The sequence below is a fragment of the Nevskia soli genome, from assembly GCF_903970205.1.
Taxonomy (GTDB): domain Bacteria; phylum Acidobacteriota; class Terriglobia; order Bryobacterales; family Bryobacteraceae; genus Bog-113.
In genome coordinates this window covers 1-2,685 of the sequence record NZ_CAJCHS010000259.1, presented here as the reverse complement: position 1 = coordinate 2,685, position 2,685 = coordinate 1, and the positions used below count along the sequence as shown (strand labels likewise).

Below are 2,685 nucleotides of genomic sequence, written 5' to 3'. Positions count from 1 at the left end.
GCAAACTGCAGGCAATTCACAACCTCGTCTTCAACCTGCTCCGGCGTGCAGAAAATATGCGCATCGTCCTGTGTGAAACCGCGCACGCGCAGCAGTCCATGCATCACCCCGGACCGCTCGTATCGATACACCGTCCCTAGCTCTCCCAATCGCACCGGCAGTTCCCGATAGGAATGCATCCGATCCGCAAAGATCAGCACATGGAACGGACAGTTCATCGGCTTCAACTGGTACTCGGCATCCTCGAGTTCCATGCGCGCGAACATATCTTTCGCGTAATAGTTCGCGTGGCCTGAGGTCTTCCACAGTTCGTAGCGCGCCACATGCGGCGTATAGACCAGCGAATACCCGCGCTTCAGGTACTCGTCGCGCATCCAGTCCTCGAGTATCTTGCGGACCATGCCGCCTTTGGGATGGAAGAAGATCAGTCCTGGCCCGGCAAGCTCCTGGATGCTGAACAGGTCAAGCTCCTGGCCCAGCTTGCGATGGTCGCGCTTCTTCGCTTCTTCGAGCTGGTTGAGGTAGTCTTCCAGCTCCTTCTTAGTGAAGAACGCGGTGCCATAGATCCGCTGCAGCTGCTGATTGTGCTCGTCGCCCTTCCAATAAGCGCCGGCCACGCTAAGCAGCTTGAAAGCCTTCAATTTCCCGGTGGAAGGGACATGCGGGCCGCGGCAGAAATCGATGAAATCCGGCCCGAGGGTGTACTCGCTGAAGATCGGGTCGGCTTTCTCCTCGATCAGTTCCACCTTCATCGGCTCGCCAAGTTCCCGATAACGCCGCAGCCCTTCCTCTTTGGGCGTCATCACGCGCTCATACGGCAGATCCTTCGCCTGCAGCTCCCACATCCGCCGCTCCAGCGCTTCCAGTTCTTCCGAAGAGAACGGCTGCGAGCGCTCGAAGTCATAAAAGAATCCGTTATCAGTCGGCGGCCCGATGCCGAGGCGCGTCCCCGGAAACAACTCCAGAACAGCGGCGGCCAGCAAATGCGCGGTCGAATGCCGGTAGACTTCCAGCGTTTCCGGATTCTTCGGCGTGAGGATTTCGAGCTTCGCGTCTTCGTCCATGGGCCGGGTCAAGTCGAAAAGCTGCCCATTCACGCGCGCGACGATCGCGGCATCCGCAAGGCGCGGACTGATCTTCCGGGCGATATCCAGCGGCCGCGTTCCCGCCGCGACGGTTTGCACACTTCCGTCCGGCAGGGTGACCTGAATGTTACTCATAGTAAAGTATTTAGCCTAACATGCGGCGCGGTTCGTACCGGTCATTTTCCGGTAGTTAGCTGGCGCGACATCCAGGGTAGAAGGTGGTTGGTTACGCGTTCCTCGAGATGATCGCCGTGATCGCCCTGAAATACTTCTAGACTATGAGTTACTCCCGCCTGCGATAGCTTCTGCGATAACTCCTGAGCGCCGATCGGGATGTGCGCGAAGTTATCCTGCGCGCCGTACTCGATGAAGATTCCTCTGAGCTGCATGATGTTGGCGAGCAGAGGAATCACCATGTTGACCGGCATATTCGACGCGATGCGGCTGAATGCCGAAGGGTCCGTCCGGAGATGCTTACCATCCAACTCGAAGGCCGGATCGCCGAGAGCTCCGGCATGCGGATCGGGAGCAAGCGCCGCGTCGATCGCGCCGAGCGCGGCGACGAAGAAGTGATTTTGATCCAGAGCCGTCGGTATTTCGTCGGGAGATTTCAGGCGGTTCACGGCAACCCAGGCGTCGTTTGACGGGCCGAAATCGGCAACGATGTCCGTACAGCAAGGGCTCATCGCGTAGACCGCGCTGAAAACACCGGGATGGCGGAAGGCCAGTGTCAACGCGCCATACCCGCCCATGGAATGGCCGGCAATCCCGCGCGCCGCGGGCGAAGGGATGGTTCGATAGTGCGCGTCGATGTATCCGACAACGTCGCGAGTGACGTAATCGTCCCAGTTTCCGGTAGTGGCCGAGTTCGCGTAGAAAGACCCGCGATACTTATTGATTCCGTTGGGTAATACCACGATCATCGGCTGAGCAACCCCGGCGGCGATATCTCGATCCATCGCACTCGCGACCATCTGACCGGCCACATGGCGCGGGGTTCGATCGCTGTAACCGTGCAGAAAGTAGAGCACGGGAAAGCGCCGCTGCGGCTCCTTGCGATAAGCATCCGGAAGGTAGACGGCCGCAGGCTGGTCAGCGGGATCACCGAGTAGATTGTGCTCAAGGCCGGGCGAGTGAACCATGATGTCCACGACCTCGGACTGAGAGAATGCTCGGGACGCGAGCGCTGTAAGGAGCGCAAGCGGGAACAGGGATCGGAGCGGAAACACGCGTCTATTCTACCCGGCGACTTAGGCGCGCCGGATGAAGGAGGGCTGCAAAACACCGTGAGAGAATACTGAGGCGTGTTAGTTGGAGAACTTTCGACACCCGGCGAACGCGCGAGTCAAGCAGAGCACGCCCGCCATCCTTGGTCGGGTCGTTATCGTGTGGCGGGGTGCGGCGGGAGGAACGAAGGGACGCCGAACAACTATGCTGAACGAGAGGCTTGCCAGGGGGTTGCTGCGGGCCGCTGGATTGCTTTTGATGGCTCTGGGCGCGCTGCATTTAGCCGCGACTCCGTTTATTCCGTCGTTGCTGAACGGTATGCCGGCCAAGGCTTACCGATTCGCGCTCGGGCCGACGCTCCTGAATCATGTTC

The 2,685-nt window shown here is 59.5% G+C and carries 2 protein-coding genes; both read right to left on the bottom strand.

The window, feature by feature from the left end:
* A partial coding sequence (gene thrS, locus H1Y01_RS11825) for a threonine--tRNA ligase (protein WP_180540727.1) occupies positions 1-1,220 on the bottom strand: 1,220 nt, incomplete at its 3' end.
* Positions 1,221-1,261: 41 nt separating this feature from the next.
* Entirely contained in the window at positions 1,262-2,314 is a 1,053-nt protein-coding gene (locus H1Y01_RS11820; RefSeq protein ID WP_180540726.1) for an alpha/beta hydrolase, read from the bottom strand.
* Between the last annotated feature and the right edge of the window lie 371 nt (positions 2,315-2,685).